This window comes from Streptococcus mitis, from assembly GCF_002096835.1.
Taxonomy (GTDB): domain Bacteria; phylum Bacillota; class Bacilli; order Lactobacillales; family Streptococcaceae; genus Streptococcus; species Streptococcus mitis_W.
Map to the genome: position 1 here is coordinate 38,227 of NZ_NCVG01000015.1, position 17,365 is coordinate 55,591.

A 17,365-nucleotide genomic window follows, 5' to 3' on the forward strand; every position below is an offset into this window, starting at 1 on the left:
AGCCGAGCATGACCTATACAATCTTAATCGTAGAAGATGAATATCTGGTAAGACAAGGCTTGACCAAGCTGGTCAATGTAGCAGCCTACGATATGGAAATCATCGATCAGGCTGAAAATGGAAGACAGGCTTGGGAATTGATACAAAAGCAGGTGCCGGATATCATTTTAACCGATATCAATATGCCTCAGCTAAATGGCATCCAGTTGGCCAGTCTGGTCCGAGAAACCTATCCTCAGGTGCATCTGGTTTTTTTGACAGGTTACGATGATTTTGATTATGCTTTGTCTGCCGTCAAACTAGGTGTCGATGACTACCTGCTCAAGCCCTTTTCTCGTCAGGATATTGAGGAAATGTTGGGGAAAATCAAGCAAAAGTTGGATAAGGAAGAAAAGGAAGAGCAGTTACAAGATTTATTAACTGATAAGTTTGAAGGAAACATGGCCCAGAAAATCCAGTCCCATCTGGCTGATAGCCAGTTTAGTTTAAAGTCTTTAGCCAGTGACTTGGGCTTTAGTCCGACTTATCTGAGTTCTTTGATTAAGAAAGAGTTGGGACTGCCTTTTCAGGATTACCTGGTGAGAGAACGTGTCAAACAAGCTAAGCTCTTGCTTTTAACTACAGATCTAAAGATTTATGAGATAGCAGAGAAGGTTGGTTTTGAAGATATGAACTATTTTACACAACGTTTTAAACAGATTGCAGGTGTGACACCTCGTCAGTTTAAGAAGGGGGAAGGTCGATGAAACGTTCTTCTCTCCTAGTCAGAATGGTTATTTCCATCTTTCTGGTCTTTCTCATTCTCCTAGCTCTGGTTGGGACTTTCTACTATCAATCTAGTTCATCAGCCATTGAGGCTAGCATTGCGGGCAATAGCCAGACGACTATCAGCCAAACTAGCCACTTTATCCAGTCTTATATCAAAAAATTAGAAACCACCTCGACCAGCTTGACCCAGCAGACGGATGTCCTAGCCTATGCTGAGAATCCCAGTCAAGACAAGGTCAAGGAAATCCGAGATCTGTTTTTGACTATCTTAAAGGCAGACCAAGACTTGAAAACGGTAGTTCTGGTCACCAAATCAGGTCAGGTCATTTCTACAGACGATAGTGTGCAGATGAAAACCTCCTCTGATATGATGGCTGAGGATTGGTACCAAAAGGCTATTCATCAGGGAGCCATGCCAGTTTTGACCCCAGCTCGTAAATCAGATAGTCAGTGGGTTATTTCTATCACTCAAGAACTTGTTGATGCAAAGGGAGCCAATCTGGGTGTACTTCGTTTGGATATTTCTTATGAAACTCTGGAAGCCTATCTAAATCAACTTCAGTTGGGTCAGCAGGGCTTTGCCTTTATTATCAATGAAAACCATGAATTTGTTTACCATCCTCAACACACAGTTTATAGTTCGTCTAGCGAAATGGAGGCCATGAAACCCTATATTGATACAGGGCAGGGCTATACTCCAGATCACAAGTCCTACGTCAGTCAGGAAAGGATTGCTGGAACTGATTGGACGGTGCTTGGCGTGTCTTCGTTGGAGAAGTTAGACCAGATTAGGAGTCAACTCATGTGGACCTTGCTTGGAGCCAGTTTCACATCTCTTCTTGCCTGTCTCTGCTTGGTGTGGATTAGTCTTAAACGTTGGATTGCTCCTCTGAATGACTTGAGAGAAACCATGCTGGAAATTGCTTCTGGTGCTCAAAATCTTCGTGCCAAGGAAGCGGGTGCTTATGAATTGAGAGAGGTGACTCGCCAGTTCAATGCCATGTTGGATCAGGTTGATCAGTTGATGGCAGATATTCGCAGACAGGAAGAAACGTCCCGTCAGTATGAACTTCAAGCTTTATCAAGCCAAATTAATCCGCATTTCCTCTATAACACCTTGGACACTATCATCTGGATGGCTGAATTTCAGGACAGTCAGCGAGTGGTTCAAGTGACCAAGTCCTTGGCAACCTACTTCCGCTTGGCGCTCAATCAGGGTAAAGATTTGATTTGCCTCTCTGACGAAATCAACCATGTCCGCCAGTATCTCTTTATCCAGAAACAACGCTATGGAGATAAGCTGGAATATGAGATTGATGAAAATCCTGCCTTTGATAAGCTAGTTTTGCCCAAGCTGGTGTTGCAACCTCTTGTAGAAAATGCTCTTTACCATGGCATCAAGGAGAAGGAAGGTCAGGGACATATTAGAGTTTCTGTTCAGAAAAAGGATTTAGGACTAGTCATCCGCATTGAGGATGATGGAGTTGGCTTCCAAGATGCTGGCGATAGTAGTCAAAGTCAACTCAAACGTGGGGGAGTTGGTCTTCAAAATGTTGATCAGCGGCTCAAACTTCATTTTGGAGAAGATTACCAGATGAATATTGATTCTGTCCCCTCAAAAGGAACGACGGTTAAAATATACATAAATAGAATAGAAACTAGCTAACTCCCAGTCAATTCTGGGAGTTTTATGCGTAATTGGGCAAGCTTTCTAGGTTGTCTATCTTGCTAAAACGTAGAAAAAACGATATGATAGATAATGACAAAAGAGGTATCAAGTATGAAGGAAAAAGACATTCAAAGAGAAACAAGCCAGATTGTAAAAGATGTATTAGAAAAGGCCAATTTGAAGCAAGGATCTATCTTTGTTTTGGGCCTTTCTTCTAGTGAGGTGATAGGTGGTCAGATTGGCAAGGAATCTAGCCAAGAAATTGGCGAAATCATTGTGAAGACCATCCTAGATATCCTAGAGGAAAAAGGAATTCATCTAGCTGTTCAAGGTTGTGAACATGTCAATCGGGCTCTCGTTGTTGAACGTCAGGTTGCAGAGCAATTTGGTCTGGAAATAGTTAGTGTTCTTCCTACTCTCCATGCAGGAGGTTCGGGTCAATTGGCAGCCTTCAAGTTGATGCAGGATCCAGTTGAGGTTGAATTTATCAAGGCTCATGCTGGATTGGATATCGGAGACACTGCAATTGGCATGCATGTCAAGCATGTTCAGGTTCCGATTCGCCCTCTTTTGAGAGAGATTGGGCATGCCCATGTAACGGCTCTTGCAAGTCGTCCAAAATTAATCGGAGGTGCGCGTGCGCATTATCCACAAGATTCTATTAGAAAGTCGTGAAAATGAGAAAAACAAAACAACAACTAGAAAAGATTACCAAATATTCGATTCGTAAGCTAACTGTTGGGGTAGGTCCTGTAGCCATTGGGGCCTTCCTTTTTGGTGCTGCTACCCTTTCAGTAGATAAGGTTCAAGCCAATGAAGTTGGCGGTGCTCATAGTGTTCATTACCGTTATTTGGCGGAGCAGGAATTGACCGAGTCTGAAAAAGCCCTGATTCACCATGAGGTTCCAACAGAATTTCAAGATGATGATATTCTTTATGTAGTTTATCGCAAGAAGGCAACTAACAGTCAACAACTTCCTTACACAGGAAGTAAGGAATTAGCCTTGGCAGGTCTTGGTTTGGCAACAGCTTCGCTAGCAGTCTTTTTGGTGTCTAAAAAAGGTCGCAAGGAGGTTCTAGGTGTTCTTTTGATTGGTTCTTTAGGAGCTAGCACTTTTGTACCTTATGGAACATTTGCGTTTGAAAATAAAGAATTGCTTTCTTATAATCAAACTATTTTGGCCTCTACACATGAGGGCTTGGCTGAAGGGATTATCCACATTGATGGCTATGAATACATTGGATACTTCAAGGAAGCAGAACTCCATCCATCAAGACCAGCTTCAGCTGAGAAGCCTCAGTTGCCAGTAGAAAAGCAAAGTTCAAAAGAGATCGAGAAAACAGAAGTAGTTCAAGAAACATCGACTGTTGCGCCAGAAACTGTCGTTGAAAAACCTGTGACACAAACTTCAGTTGCTCCTGCTGTTGAAGAAAAATCAGTTTCTGCGAATCCTCAGACAAGACAGGAAGAGAGCTTGGTAGAGATTCCGTTTGAAACAGTCACAAGCCCAGATACTAATCTAGCAGAAGGACAGACTCGTATCGTCACAGCTGGAGTAAATGGTCAGCGCCGCCTTGTAACCAAAGTTTCGATGGTCAACGGTCAAGAAGTTAGAGAAGTCATCGAAGACCAAGTAGTCCAAAATCCTGTGTCGCAAGTTATTGCAGTCGGAACGAAGAAAGAGGTGCAGCCTGCTCCAACTCCAACCCCACAAGCTGAACCAACTCATCAAGTAGCTAAAGGGACCCAAGAGGAAGGTAAAACTGGCCAAGCCTTAACACAACCTGAATTGCCAGAGGCTCCAGTAGAAGCAAAAGGGACTCAAGAACCAGGTAAAGAAGGCCAAGCTCTAACACAACCAGAACTTCCAGAGGCTCCAGTTGAAGCAAAAGGTACCCAAGAGGAAGGCAAGGAAGGTCAAACTTTAACACAGCCAGAATTGCCAGAAGCTCCAATCGAATCAAAAGGAACTCAAGAGGAAGGCAAGGAAGGCCAAGCTTTAACACAGCCAGAATTGCCAGAGGCTCCAGTTGAAGCAAAAGGTACCCAAGAGGAAGGTAAAACTGGTCAAGCCCTTGTACAAGATCAGTTACCTGAGTACAAAGTAACTGAGGGAACCCTTATTGAAACATCAACTACAGACTTAGACTACAAAACTGAAACTACTGAGGACCCAACCAAGTACACGGACGAAGAAACTGTCGTAAGAAATGGTGAAAAAGGTAGTCAAGTTACTAAAACAACTTATAAAACAGTTGAAGGTGTAAAAACTGATCAAGTTCTTTCAACTAGCACAGAAGTTACCAAGGAACCTGTAAACCAACAGGTAAGTCGTGGGACAAAACCAATTGAAGGAACTCTGGTAGAAGAAAGTCTTGAAAAGATTCCATTTAAGGAAGTTGTTAAAGAAGATGACCAACTGAAAAAAGGCTTAGAAGTTGTAGCTCAAGAAGGTAAAGAAGGTCAGAAAAAAATTACCAAGACCTTTAATACCATCAAAGGAGTGAAAACAGAAGACGCTCCAAAAGTTACAGAGGAAATCATTGAAGCACCTCAAGACAAGATTTTGAAACGTGGTACCAAGACTTTTGAAAAACCAGTATTGACTATCACGGCAGTTGAACCTAAGGATTTGAAGCGTACTTCAGATGTTAAGTACAGTCTAGAAAATCCAAGTAAGGCAGCCATTAAATCTATCACCCTAACTCTGAAAAAAGGTGATGAGATTGTGAAAACCTTGAATGTTTCACCAGACGACCTGACCACTACCTTGACAGATTTGCAGTATTACAAGGATTATAAACTTGAAACGAAGATGGTTTATGACCGTGGTGAGGGTGATGAGGAAGAAGTTCTGAAAGAAGAACCGCTAAGAATTGATCTCAAAAAAGTTGAAATCAAAAATATTAAAGAAACAAGCTTGATGAGTGTGGATGCTGACGGTAACGAAACAGATACTAGTTTGCTGACAGAAAAACCAACTGATGTTGCTCCGCTTTACCTACGAGTGACAACTCACGACAACAAAGTTACAAGACTTGCTGTTGACAAGATTGAAGAAGTAGAAAAAGACGGAAAAACTTTATACAAAGTAACTGCCAAAGCACCAGATTTGATTCAACGTAATGCGGATAACACACTTAGCGAAGAGTATGTTCATTATTTTGAAAAACAAAAATTAAAAGAAGGTAATGTTTACTACAACTTCAACGAACTTGTAAAAGATATGCAAGCTAATCCTACTGGAGAATTCAAACTTGGTGCAGATCTTACAGCAGTAAACGTTCCTACTCCAAGTAAATCTTACGTAACTTCTATATTCAAAGGTAAGTTATCAAGTGTTGATGGACAACGTTATTCAATTCATAATATAGCTCGTCCTTTATTTGCTAGAGTTGAAAATGCTCATATTCATGATCTAAACTTAGCCAATGTAGATATTAATATGCCATGGGCTAACAAGACAGCACCGCTAGGTGAGATGTTTAAAAAGTCAACAATTGAAAATATTAAAGTAACAGGTAACGTAGTAGGTAACAATGATGTTACTGGTATGGTCAATAAACTTGATGAATCAAATATGCGTAATGTTGCATTTATTGGTAATATTACAAGTGTTGGTAACGCAGGCTGGTGGTCTGGTGGACTTGTAAGTGAAAGCTGGAGAAGTAATACAGACAATTCATATATCGATGCCTATATTAAAGGTAATAAAGCTAAAGTTGGTGGACTTGTTGCTAAATTAAATCACGGTGACAATCCGATGGATGTTAGCGCATGGGGACGTTTGAAAAATTCTGTAGCAAAAGGTACAATTGACGTCAAAGAACCTCTTGAAACAGGTGGACTACTTCATTCTAACTGGTCGTGGGGACTTGCTGAAAACAACGTTACTATGATGAAAGTTAAAAATGGCGGGGAAATCCTTTATGGTTCTCGTGATGCTGAAGATGATGATTATTTCGGTGCTAACTGGGTTCGAAATAATAACGTATTCGTTAACGGTGTGAGTGAAGGTAAACAATCATATTCTCGTTCTAGTCGTTGGAAAGGTGTCTCTCAAGAAGAAGCTGATGCAAGAATTGCCAAAATGGGAATCACTGCTCATGAGTATGAAATTAACGAACCAGTAGTTAATACACTGAACAACATCAAACCAAAAGCTGATACTTATAAAGATACTCAAGATTACAAAGCAGACCGTGAACTTTCTTATCGTAATATTGAGAAACTTCAACCGTTCTACAATAAAGAGTGGATTGTCAACCAAGGTAATAAACTGGCAGACGGGTCAAACTTAATGACTAAAGAAGTATTATCAGTCACAGGCATGAAGAATGGTCAGTTCGTTACTGATTTATCTGATGTGGATAAAATTATGATTCACTATGCTGATGGTACGAAAGAAGAAAAAGCTGTAACGCTCAAGGATTCCAAAGTTCAACAGGTTCGTGAATACAGCATTGATGGATTAGGTGATGTCGTTTACACACCAAATATGGTGGTTAAAAACCGTGATGCGCTTATTGCCGATGTAAAAGCAAAATTAGCTAGCGTTGAGCTCATTTCACCAGAAGTTCGTGCATTAATGGATAAACGTAACAAACCTGCTGAAAATAGCGATAATCATAAGAATAATTACATTCGTAATTTATTCCTTGAAGAAAGCTTCGATGAGGTTCGGGAAAATCTGGACAAACTTGTCAAAGCTATCGTTGAAAATGAAGACCATCAATTAAACGGTGATGAAGCTGCTATGAAGGCTCTTGTCAAGAAAGTGGACGAAAATAAAGCGAAAATCATGATGGGTCTAACATATCTAAATCGTTATTATGGAATCAAATATGGTGACATGACTATCAAAGAACTTATGATGTTTAAACCTGACTTCTACGGTAAGTCTACAAATGTTCTTGACCGTTTGATTCAAATTGGTTCTCGTGAGCATTTCTTAAAAGGTGATCGAACTCAAGATGCTTACCGTGATGTTATTGCAGGAGCAACAGGTAAAGGTAACTTGAACGACTTCTTAACCTATAACATGAAGCTCTTTACAGAAGACACTGATATGAATGTTTGGTATAAGAAGGCTGTATCACACACCAACTATATTGTTGAAAAACAATCCTCAAACCCTGATTTTGCCAATAAGAAATATCACTTATATGAAAACTTAAATAACGGTGAACACGGTCGATACATTTTACCACTTCTTAATACGAAGAAAGCTCATATGTTCTTGATTTCAACGTACAATACGCTAGCGTTTAGTGCATTTGAGAAATATGGTAAGAATACAGAAGCTGAACGTGAAGCGTTCAAGAAAGAAATTGATCTACGTGCTCAAGAGCAAATCAATTACTTAGACTTCTGGTCTAGACTTGCTGCTGATAATGTACGTAATCAGTTGTTGAAATCTGAAAACATGGTTCCATCAGCAATTTGGGATAACCACGGTGCTCCAGGTGGATGGGTTGATAGAATGGGTCATACGAAGAATGGTGATTATGCTCCAATTCGTGAGTTCTATGGTCCAACTGGTAAATGGCATGGAGATAATGGTATGGGTGCGTATGCTTATATCTTTGACACTCCGCGAAATTCTGAAGCTGTATACTACATTTGGTCAAGTATGATTTCTGACTTTGGTACATCAGCCTTTACGCATGAAACAACACATATTAATGACCGCATGGCGTATCTAGGTGGATGGGGTCACCGTGAAGGAACTGACGTAGAAGCATTTGCTCAAGGTATGTTACAATCACCAGCGGTGACAAGTTCAAATGGTGACTATGGTGCGTTAGGTCTTAACATGGCTTATAAACGTGAAAATGATGGTAACCAATGGTATAATTATGATCCAAATAAATTAAATAGTAGAGAAGCTATTGATCATTACATGAAGAACTATAACGAAGCTTTAATGATGCTTGATCATTTAGAAGCAGACGCGGTTATTGCTAAAAATGATGGAACTAACGACAAGTGGTTCAAGAAGATGGACAAGAAATGGCGAGAAAAAGCTGACCGAAATGGTTTAGTTGGACAACCTCACCAGTGGGATTTGCTTCGTGACCTAAATGATGATGAGAATAAGAAGAAACTTACAAGCATTGATGACCTTGTAGATGGTAATTATGTAACTAAGCATAATATGCCTGGTAATAAATATTATCGTGCTGAAGGTTTTGATACGGCGTATCAAACTGTAAGTATGATGGCAGGTATTTACGGTGGTAACACAAGTCAAAGTGCTGTTGGTTCAATCTCGTTCAAACATAATACCTTCCGTATGTGGGGTTACTTCGGATATGTCAATGGATTTGTCGGATATGCTTCTAACAAGTATAAACAAGAATCTAAAGCAGCTGGTAGACCGGGTCTTGGTGATGACTTTATCATTGAGAAAGTGTCTGGTGGTAAATTCCACACACTAGAAGAGTGGAAGAAAGAATGGTTCAAGGAAGTTAAAGCTAAAGGTGAAAAAGGTTTTGTTGAAATCGAAATCGATGGTGAGAAAATCTCAAACTATGCGAGACTTCAAGAATTGTTCAACAAAGCGGTTGAAAATGACCTGAAAGCGGGTAATTCAAAACAAACAGTTGCACTTAAAGAAAAAGTTTACAAACAACTATTGCAGAAATCAGATGGATTTGCAGGAAATCTTTTTAAAGCATAGATTGTATTAAATAGATGAGTAAAAAGGTAGATTAAGTTTTTCTTGATCTGCCTTTTTATGTTATACTTGAAATATGCATAGAAAAACAGTGATTGATTTTAGGGCTTTGGGGGAAAGATACATCTTTACCCAGCCTATCAAAGAGTTAAAAACCAGAGATTTAGCAGAAGTGGCAGACTTGCTGGCACAAGTGGAAAGTTACCAAGAGCAGGGCTACTATGTGGTGGGCTATGTCAGCTACGAGGCTGCACCTGCTTTTGAGGAGAAATTAGCAGTTCATAAAGCTCCTTTATTGGCAGAGTACCTGCTTTATTTTACAGTTCATGATAGCGTAGAAACATCCCCTATTCCTCTGACTTATGATGAAGTTGCTTTGTCTTCTGATTGGCAGGAAGTGACGTCCTCAGAGGATTATGAAAAGGCGATTGCCCAGATTCATCATCATTTGCGGCAAGGAGACACCTATCAGGTCAACTACACCGTCCAACTCAAGCAGGACTTAAGTGCCAATCCTTTTGCCATCTACAATCGTATGGTGGTAGAGCAGGAGGCGGGCTACAATGCCTATGTTGAACATGACGAGATGGCAGTGATATCCATGAGTCCAGAGCTCTTTTTTGAGCAAAATGACCGCGAGTTGACAACGCGACCAATGAAGGGAACGACTCAGCGTGGCATGACTGACCAAGAAGACTTGGAGCAGGCCAGTTGGTTGGAGCAGGATCCTAAAAATCGCTCTGAAAACATGATGATTGTGGATCTCTTGCGCAATGATATGAACCGTATTTCTGAAGTGGGCAGTGAGCATGTGGAGCGTCTGTGTCAGGTAGAGCAGTATTCAACTGTTTGGCAGATGACTTCGACCATCAAAAGTCGGTTGCGAGCAGATGTGGACTTGGTTACCATTTTTCGCTCTCTCTTTCCTTGTGGATCCATCACAGGAGCTCCTAAGATAGCGACTATGGAAATTATTAAGGAGTTGGAACCACAACCGCGTGGAGTCTACTGTGGAACGATTGGTCTCTTGCTTCCAAATGGACGACGGATTTTCAATGTCGCCATTCGTACCATTCAACTGAATCAAGGGAAAGCCATCTATGGAGTGGGTGGTGGCATTACTTGGGATAGCACTTGGGAATCTGAATATCGCGAGGTTCATCAAAAGGCAGCCGTTCTCTATCGGAAACAAGCTCGTTTTCAGCTAATTACTACTGGGAAAATCAGCAAGAAGAACTTGTTGTTTGAAGAACAACATATAGAAAGACTAAGAAAAGCTGGTCGTTATTTTGCCTTTTCTTTTGATGTAGAAGACTTGAAACAAAAGATAGAGGAAGAGTGTCAGGCTTGTGACATTAATCAAGACTACCGCTTGCGAATTAGCCTTAGCAAATCTGGAGAGATAGCAGTTGATTGTCAAGCATTGGAACCTCTCAGTCCGACCTTCTGCCAAGCAAAACTTTGCCTTCAGGAAGCAAATTTGCAACAAGCCTTTATCTACTTTAAAACCACTCACCGACCGCATTTGAATTTAGGAAAACACGAGAAGATTTACCATAATACAAGAGGAGAATTACTTGAAACCTCTATCGGAAATTTGGTTCTGAAGATTGATGGGAAACTTTACACGCCACCTATCCGACTTGGAATCTTGCCAGGAATTTATCGTCAGCATTTGTTAGAAACAGGACAGCTAGAAGAGAAAGTCTTGACCTTTGCAGACATAGACCAAGCTGAAGCTATTTACGGCTGTAATGCAGTGAGAGGCTTGTATGAGTTAATCTTACAGGAGAAGTAGGTGAAACTGATATTTTTACACGGCTTAGGGCAGTCAGCAGAGTCTTGGAAAGAAGTTCGGGATATACTAACAGATTATCCTTCTGAGGCTATCGAGTTATTTTCTTCTGAAGTTAACAGCTATCAAAAAGTCAAGGAGCGAGTTTATCAGCACCTAGCTCAAGAGACAGAATCTTTTGTTTTGATTGGATTGTCCTTAGGTGCTGCCCTGGCACTAGAACTTTCCAGTTATGATTTACCAAATCTTCGAGCTTTGGTTCTGTCAGGATGCCCGCTAAAATTATCAGGGAATATCCTATTTTATGTTCAGTTGCTGATATTTAAATTACTTCCCAAAAGAGTATTTGAAAAACAGGGAGCAGACAAAGCTCTTATGGTCGGAGTTTCTGAGGAATTGAAGACACTTGATTTAACTGATATATCAAGAACTTGTCCTTATCCAACCTTACTAATTTGTGGCAGCAAAGATAAACCGAATCTTAGTTCTATGAGAAGTCTTCATAAACTAATATCAGAATCTCAATTTCAGATTATACCAGATGGTCCTCATGTCTTGAATGAAGCTAAACCAAAAGAGTTTGCTGAACAGATTAAACCTTTCCTTGAATTGCTGAAATAAGTTTGATAAAATAATAGTGAAATCGATAACATCGTTATAGGAGAACGAAATGAATAAACGTCTATTTTTAAAAATGAGTCTGGCTACCTTGCCAGTTTTAGCCTTGTTTTCACAACCTGTGTTAGCAGAAGAAAACATTCATTTTTCTAGTTGTAAAGAAGCTTGGGCGAATGGATACGCAGATATTCACGAGGGAGAGCCTGGTTATTCTGCCAAGTTAGACCGCGATCATGATGGTGTGGCTTGCGAATTGAAAAATGCCCCTAAGGGTGCTTTTAAAGCAAAACAAGCGGCTACAACTCAAACCGACACAAGTTCAGCAACAACAAGTGGTTGGGTTAAGCAGGACGGCGCTTGGTATTACTTTGATGGAAATGGAAATCCAGTGAAAAGTGCTTGGCAGGGAAGCTATTACCTGAAAGCTGACGGTAAAATGGCACAGAGCGAATGGATTTATGACTTTGCTTATCAAGCTTGGTATTATTTGAAATCAGATGGTACTTATGCAAAAAATGCATGGCAAGGAGCTTACTACCTTAAATCAAACGGTAAAATGGCACAAGGTGAGTGGGTTTATGACTTTTCTTACCAGGCCTGGTATTACTTGAAATCAGACGGTTCATACGCTCGCGATGCATGGCAAGGAAATTACTATTTGAAATCAGATGGCAAAATGGCTAAAAATGAGCGAGTTGATGGAGGCCGCTACTACGTAGATGCTTCAGGTCTCTGGAAACCATAAGTCAGGATAAAATCCAGAAAGTTAATGCAAACCTTTGCATAAACGATTAGATTTTGTTATACTAGTACTGTAAGCATTTTCAATTAATTCATAATAAAAAGGAGAATATGATGAGTCAAAAGATTATTGGGATTGACCTTGGTGGAACTTCTATCAAATTTGCAATCTTGACAACAGCAGGAGAAATCCAAGAAAAATGGTCTATTAAGACCAACATTTTGGATGAGGGAAGTCATATCGTTGATGATATGATTGAGTCTATTCAACATCGTTTGGACTTGCTTGGATTGGCAGCAGCGGATTTCCAAGGAATTGGAATGGGATCACCAGGTGTGGTTGACCGTGAAAAAGGAACTGTTATTGGTGCCTACAACTTGAACTGGAAAACCCTTCAACCAATCAAAGAAAAAATTGAAAAAGCCTTGGGCATTCCATTTTTCATCGATAATGATGCCAACGTAGCAGCTCTTGGTGAACGTTGGATGGGGGCTGGTGATAACCAACCAGACGTTGTCTTTATGACACTTGGTACAGGTGTTGGTGGCGGTATCGTCGCAGAAGGCAAATTGCTTCACGGTGTTGCTGGTGCAGCAGGTGAGCTTGGCCACATCACTGTTGACTTTGACCAACCAATCGCATGTACTTGCGGTAAGAAAGGTTGCCTTGAGACAGTTGCTTCAGCAACAGGTATTGTCAACTTGACTCGTCGTTATGCCGACGAATACGAAGGTGATGCAGCTTTGAAACGCTTGATTGATAATGGAGAAGAAGTAACTGCTAAGACTGTCTTTGATTTGGCAAAAGAAGGAGACGACCTTGCTTTGATCGTTTACCGTAACTTCTCACGTTATTTGGGAATCGCTTGTGCTAATATTGGCTCAATCCTAAACCCATCAACAATCGTCATCGGTGGTGGTGTGTCAGCTGCAGGAGAATTCCTTCTACAAGGTGTTCAAAAAGTGTACGATGAAAATACTTTCCCACAAGTGCGCACATCAACAAAATTAGCTCTTGCAACTCTAGGAAATGACGCTGGGGTTATCGGAGCAGCATCACTTGTATTGCAATAAAATAAAAAAGGAGAAAATTGCTTTCCAGAAGCGAGTGATTTCCTCCTTTCTTTTTTTATGCTATACTAGTTAGGACAATAAATGAGGTGAGATAGAATGACAAAAGCAGATACTATTTTTAAAGAAAATATTGAACGAATCCTCAAAGACGGTGTCTTTTCAGAGCAAGCACGTCCCAAGTACAAGGATGGGACAGTTGCCAACTCTAAGTACGTAACGGGTGCCTTTGCAGAGTATGACTTATCTAAAGGAGAATTTCCAATCACAACCTTGCGTCCCATTGCAATCAAATCCGCCATCAAGGAAGTGCTCTGGATTTACCAAGATCAGTCCAATAGCCTAGACGTGCTCAATGACAAGTACAATGTTCACTACTGGAATGACTGGGAAGTGGGAGATACGGGAACTATTGGTGAGCGTTACGGGGCGGTCGTTAAGAAACACGACATCATCAATAAGCTTCTCAAGCAGTTGGAAACCAACCCTTGGAACCGTCGCAACATTATCTCTCTCTGGGATTACCAAGCTTTCGAAGAAACAGAAGGGCTGCTCCCGTGCGCCTTTCAGACTATGTTTGATGTCCGCCGTGTAGATGGAGAAATCTATCTGGATGCTACCTTGACTCAGCGTTCGAATGATATGCTAGTAGCCCACCACATCAATGCTATGCAGTATGTGGCTCTTCAAATGATGATTGCCAAGCATTTTGGCTGGAAGGTTGGGAAGTTCTTCTACTTCATCAACAACCTCCATATCTATGACAATCAATTTGAACAAGCTCAGGAATTGCTTCGTCGTGAGCCGTCAAACTGCCAACCACGTTTGGTTTTGAATGTGCCAGATGGGACTAATTTCTTTGATATCAAAGCGGAAGACTTTGAGTTGGTGGATTATGACCCTGTCAAACCACAGTTGAAGTTTGACCTAGCTATTTAAAAGAATAGAAAAAAGAAGTTGAGACAATAAATCTCAACTTCTTTTGTTTTTTAACGTGATACGCGGCGACGGGCTGCTTTTTTACGGTTTTCTTCGATGAAAGCTGCTTTTTGCTCTTCTGGTTCGATCACTTTCTTTTTAAATGCGTATACTGCACCTGCGACGGCAGCGACAGTTCCTGCGACACCTGTTACAAGACCTTTAGCGAATCCTTTAGCCATGAGTCTTCCTCCTTTATCTTCTTAATCAGCCAGCCCCTTCAAGAGGTCACATTTTTCTGACTGACTTTTTTGTGTTATAATAATAGTAACGAAAAAATGGGAATTTTTCAAGGAAAAAAGATGAAAACAAAAATAATTGTGATCGTTGGACCGACTGCAGTTGGAAAGACGGCTCTAGCCATTGAAGTGGCCAAGCGTTTTAATGGCGAAGTGGTTAGTGGAGATAGCCAGCAAGTCTATCGAGGACTTGATATTGGGACGGCCAAGGCTAGTCCAGAAGAGCAGTCAGCTGTTCCCCATCATTTAATCGATGTTAGAGAGGTAACCGAGTCTTACTCGGCTTTTGATTTTGTTTCAGAAGCTAAGATGGCTATTGAAGATATTCACAGTCGTGGCAAGCTAGCCATTATCGCTGGTGGGACTGGGCTTTATATCCAGAGCTTACTAGAAGGCTACCATTTAGGTGGAGAGACTCCTCATGAGGAGATTTTGGCCTATCGGGCTGGTTTGGAGCCCTATACAGATGAGGAATTAGCTCATCTTGTGGAGCAAGCTGGCCTTGAGATTCCCCAGTTTAATCGTCGTCGTGCTATGCGTGCCTTAGAAATTGCCCATTTTGGTCAGGATTTGGAAAATCAAGAGACCTTGTATGAACCTTTGATCATCTGCTTGGATGACGAACGCAGTCAGCTTTATGAACGTATCAACCACCGAGTGGATTTGATGTTTGAGGCTGGGCTTTTGGATGAGGCCAAGTGGCTCTTTGACCATTATCCAGATGTGCAGGCTGCTAAAGGAATTGGCTATAAGGAACTCTTTCCTTATTTCCGTGGAGAGCAGACCTTGGAAGAAGCCAGTGAGAGTCTCAAACAGGCTACTCGTCGTTTTGCCAAGCGTCAGTTGACCTGGTTCCGTAATCGCATGCAGGTCACCTTTTATCAGATTGGAGAAGCTGGTGTACAAGACCGAATTTTAAGCCAGATAGAGGAGTTTTTAGATGATTGAAACGGAGAAAAAAGAGGAGCGGGTCCTGCTCATTGGTGTGGAATTGCAGGGCATGGACAATTTTGACCTCTCCATGGAAGAATTGGCCAGTCTAGCTAAGACAGCTGGGGCAGTCGTTGTAGATAGCTACAGACAAAAACGTGAAAAATATGATTCCAAGACCTTCGTCGGCTCTGGTAAGTTAGAAGAGATTGCCCTCATGGTGGATGCAGAAGAGATTACCACTGTCATCGTCAATAACCGCTTGACTCCGCGGCAAAATGTCAATCTAGAGGAAGTTCTGGGTGTTAAGGTCATTGACCGTATGCAGTTGATTTTGGATATCTTTGCCATGCGGGCTCGAAGCCATGAAGGGAAACTCCAAGTCCACCTAGCCCAACTCAAATATCTCTTGCCTCGCTTGGTTGGCCAGGGAATTATGCTCAGTCGTCAGGCAGGGGGAATTGGCTCCCGTGGACCTGGTGAAAGCCAGCTGGAGCTGAACCGTCGTAGTGTTCGCAATCAAATCACGGATATCGAGCGCCAACTCAAGGTAGTTGAGAAAAATCGGGCGACTGTCAGAGAAAAACGTCTGGAGTCCAGTACCTTTAAGATTGGTTTGATTGGTTATACCAATGCTGGGAAGTCAACCATCATGAACACTTTGACCAGTAAGACCCAGTATGAGGCTGACGAGCTCTTTGCGACTCTGGATGCGACGACTAAGAGTATCCACCTGGGGGGAAATCTCCAAGTAACTTTGACAGATACCGTGGGCTTTATCCAAGATTTGCCGACAGAGTTGGTGTCCAGTTTTAAGTCAACCTTAGAAGAAAGCAAGCATGTTGATCTTCTAGTGCATGTTATCGATGCTAGCAACCCTTACCACGAGGAGCATGAAAAAACAGTCCTGTCCATCATGAAAGATTTGGACATGGAGGACATTCCTCGCCTGACCCTTTATAATAAAGCGGATTTGGTGGAGGATTTTACGCCGACCCAAACACCTTATGCTCTGATTTCTGCTAAGTCTGAGGATAGTCGTGAGAACTTGCAGGCACTATTTTTAGAGAAAATCAAGGATATTTTTGAATCTTTTACCCTGCGCGTGCCTTTCTATAAGTCCTACAAGATTCACGATTTAGAAAGTGTTGCGATTCTGGAAGAACGTGACTATCAGGAGGACGGCGAAGTGATTAGAGGTTACATTTCTGAGAAAAACAAATGGAGGTTAGAAGAATTTTATGACTGATATCAAAACTTTGGCTCTAAAATATGGGGGCTATACTAGTCTGGACAAGGTCTATCTGGATCAGCTTCTATCTGGAAAGACAGAGCAGGAGCAGTTGGCTCTTATAACACCTCCACCCAGCGTAGTCAATGCTTACTTTGCAGAACTATATCAGAAAAAGAGTCCTCAAGCTGCGACCTATTATTTTGCAGAAGTCAGTCAGGAGCTGAATCTTTACAATGCTGAACCTAGTTTCACCTTAGAAAATAAGCCCTTTGTTCGGCTTAATCTGTCTGGCAAATCCTTTGGTTTCTGCTATGAGAGTGAGGGTCTTGGTCGGATTTTCTCTGAAAATGAGGAGAAGATTTCGGATGATTTGCTCTTTGAAATTGCGCAAATTTTCCCCCATCAGCTAGTCTTTGAGGAGTCTAGCAAGATTTACATGAAGGCTGTCGGGGACGAGGAAGTTGTTAGTGTGGAAAATCTCACAGCTTTGACTGATTTGGAAAGCTTGGCTGATGGTCGTAAACGTCTCAAAGGCTACAGTCAAGAGGATTTATTGCAAGAAGCTAGAGCTTTTTCTGGCAAGCGCTATTTCCGATCGGAAAACCGCACAGCCATGTTATACATTGATTAATTAGAAAGTAT

The 17,365-nt window shown here is 41.4% G+C and carries 13 protein-coding genes; 12 read left to right on the forward strand and 1 reads right to left on the reverse strand.

Annotated elements, in window-relative coordinates; translation table 11 throughout:
• Positions 1-8: 8 nt before the first annotated feature.
• The 9 genes from B7699_RS00735 (at position 9) to B7699_RS00775 (ending at position 14,281) form a co-directional block, all read left to right on the forward strand.
• On the forward strand, positions 9-746 hold the full coding sequence (locus B7699_RS00735) for a response regulator transcription factor (RefSeq protein ID WP_020902212.1): 738 nt from the start codon (positions 9-11) through the stop codon (positions 744-746).
• A complete protein-coding gene (locus B7699_RS00740) occupies positions 743-2,434 on the forward strand; it encodes a cache domain-containing sensor histidine kinase (protein WP_084926853.1) in 1,692 nt (563 codons plus the stop codon). Before B7699_RS00735 ends, B7699_RS00740 begins: the two co-directional genes overlap by 4 nt.
• A 114-nt stretch (positions 2,435-2,548) precedes the next feature.
• A complete protein-coding gene (locus B7699_RS00745) occupies positions 2,549-3,112 on the forward strand; it encodes a TIGR01440 family protein (protein WP_049550691.1) in 564 nt (187 codons plus the stop codon).
• Positions 3,113-3,114: 2 nt separating this feature from the next.
• The gene (locus tag B7699_RS00750; protein WP_084926854.1) at positions 3,115-9,120 is read left to right on the forward strand and encodes a ZmpA/ZmpB/ZmpC family metallo-endopeptidase; all 6,006 of its coding nucleotides are present in this window, start codon (positions 3,115-3,117) and stop codon (positions 9,118-9,120) included.
• Positions 9,121-9,193: 73 nt separating this feature from the next.
• Positions 9,194-10,915: an aminodeoxychorismate synthase component I gene (gene pabB, locus B7699_RS00755; protein ID WP_084926855.1), complete on the forward strand. Its 1,722-nt coding sequence runs from the start codon at positions 9,194-9,196 to the stop codon at positions 10,913-10,915.
• A complete protein-coding gene (locus B7699_RS00760; RefSeq protein WP_084926856.1) occupies positions 10,916-11,533 on the forward strand; it encodes an alpha/beta fold hydrolase in 618 nt (205 codons plus the stop codon).
• Positions 11,534-11,582: 49 nt separating this feature from the next.
• Entirely contained in the window at positions 11,583-12,275 is a 693-nt protein-coding gene (locus B7699_RS09790; RefSeq protein ID WP_084926857.1) for an excalibur calcium-binding domain-containing protein, read from the forward strand.
• 110 nt (positions 12,276-12,385) lie between these two features.
• A complete protein-coding gene (locus B7699_RS00770) occupies positions 12,386-13,345 on the forward strand; it encodes an ROK family glucokinase (RefSeq protein ID WP_031227726.1) in 960 nt (319 codons plus the stop codon).
• 96 nt (positions 13,346-13,441) lie between these two features.
• On the forward strand, positions 13,442-14,281 hold the full coding sequence (locus B7699_RS00775; RefSeq protein WP_084926858.1) for a thymidylate synthase: 840 nt from the start codon (positions 13,442-13,444) through the stop codon (positions 14,279-14,281).
• 50 nt (positions 14,282-14,331) lie between these two features.
• Here B7699_RS00775 and B7699_RS00780 read toward each other — a convergent pair whose 3' ends face one another.
• Complete coding sequence (locus tag B7699_RS00780; protein WP_001051780.1) at positions 14,332-14,502, reverse strand: DUF3042 family protein; 171 nt, start codon at positions 14,500-14,502, stop codon at positions 14,332-14,334.
• A gap of 120 nt (positions 14,503-14,622) precedes the next feature.
• On the opposite strand from B7699_RS00780, the gene miaA reads away from it, so the two are divergent.
• Genes miaA through B7699_RS00795 form a run of 3 tightly spaced genes read left to right on the forward strand, consistent with a single transcriptional unit; the run spans position 14,623 to position 17,354 of the window.
• A complete protein-coding gene (gene miaA / locus B7699_RS00785; RefSeq protein WP_004256128.1) occupies positions 14,623-15,507 on the forward strand; it encodes a tRNA (adenosine(37)-N6)-dimethylallyltransferase MiaA in 885 nt (294 codons plus the stop codon).
• Complete coding sequence (gene hflX, locus B7699_RS00790) at positions 15,500-16,738, forward strand: GTPase HflX (protein WP_084926859.1); 1,239 nt, start codon at positions 15,500-15,502, stop codon at positions 16,736-16,738. The genes miaA and hflX overlap by 8 nt, the downstream gene beginning before the upstream one ends.
• Positions 16,731-17,354 carry a cystathionine beta-lyase gene (locus tag B7699_RS00795; RefSeq protein WP_084926860.1) on the forward strand — a complete coding sequence of 208 codons (624 nt, stop codon included), beginning with the start codon at positions 16,731-16,733 and terminating at the stop codon, positions 17,352-17,354. Before hflX ends, B7699_RS00795 begins: the two co-directional genes overlap by 8 nt.
• The last annotated feature ends 11 nt before the right edge of the window (positions 17,355-17,365 follow it).

Bases quoted from the DNA above. Each gene is read 5' to 3' on its own strand.
- B7699_RS00735 (WP_020902212.1), top strand. From the start codon at position 9: ATGACCTATACAATCTTAATCGTAGAAGATGAATATCTGGTAAGACAA.
- B7699_RS00740 (WP_084926853.1), top strand. From the start codon at position 743: ATGAAACGTTCTTCTCTCCTAGTCAGAATGGTTATTTCCATCTTTCTG.
- B7699_RS00745 (WP_049550691.1), top strand. From the start codon at position 2,549: ATGAAGGAAAAAGACATTCAAAGAGAAACAAGCCAGATTGTAAAAGAT.
- B7699_RS00750 (WP_084926854.1), top strand. From the start codon at position 3,115: ATGAGAAAAACAAAACAACAACTAGAAAAGATTACCAAATATTCGATT.
- pabB (WP_084926855.1), top strand. From the start codon at position 9,194: ATGCATAGAAAAACAGTGATTGATTTTAGGGCTTTGGGGGAAAGATAC.
- B7699_RS09790 (WP_084926857.1), top strand. From the start codon at position 11,583: ATGAATAAACGTCTATTTTTAAAAATGAGTCTGGCTACCTTGCCAGTT.
- B7699_RS00770 (WP_031227726.1), top strand. From the start codon at position 12,386: ATGAGTCAAAAGATTATTGGGATTGACCTTGGTGGAACTTCTATCAAA.
- B7699_RS00775 (WP_084926858.1), top strand. From the start codon at position 13,442: ATGACAAAAGCAGATACTATTTTTAAAGAAAATATTGAACGAATCCTC.
- B7699_RS00780 (WP_001051780.1), bottom strand. From the start codon at position 14,502: ATGGCTAAAGGATTCGCTAAAGGTCTTGTAACAGGTGTCGCAGGAACT.
- miaA (WP_004256128.1), top strand. From the start codon at position 14,623: ATGAAAACAAAAATAATTGTGATCGTTGGACCGACTGCAGTTGGAAAG.
- hflX (WP_084926859.1), top strand. From the start codon at position 15,500: ATGATTGAAACGGAGAAAAAAGAGGAGCGGGTCCTGCTCATTGGTGTG.
- B7699_RS00795 (WP_084926860.1), top strand. From the start codon at position 16,731: ATGACTGATATCAAAACTTTGGCTCTAAAATATGGGGGCTATACTAGT.